This window comes from Bradyrhizobium valentinum (assembly GCF_001440405.1).
Taxonomy (GTDB): Bacteria; Pseudomonadota; Alphaproteobacteria; order Rhizobiales; family Xanthobacteraceae; genus Bradyrhizobium; species Bradyrhizobium valentinum.
In genome coordinates, this window is record NZ_LLXX01000163.1 from 1 (window position 1) to 249 (window position 249).

The following is a 249-nucleotide window of genomic DNA, read 5'->3' on the forward strand; positions in this document are numbered from 1 at the left end:
CGGCGCATGCGCCGCCGCGACAAAACCGTCCCAGCGCCAGACGTCGCCTTCCAGCGACACCAGCCGCTGGCCGGTCTTCAATTGCGACACCAGTTCCGCGCCGCGCTCCTTCGGCACGACGCCGATCTGGGCGAGGCGGCGCGCCAGCTCGGACGGCGCCTCGACGTGGGCGGCAAGCGGATCGACGCCGGCCGGCAGCGACGGATCGTCGAGGCTCGCACCCGCATTGGTCCAGCGCATCGGTGCGGA

General features: G+C 72.7%; 1 protein-coding gene. It reads right to left on the reverse strand.

All coding sequences use genetic code 11. The annotated features are described in order from the left end of the window. Window positions 1–249 (reverse strand): hypothetical protein (locus CP49_RS47995; protein WP_245310923.1); only part of this gene is annotated, 249 nt, incomplete at both ends.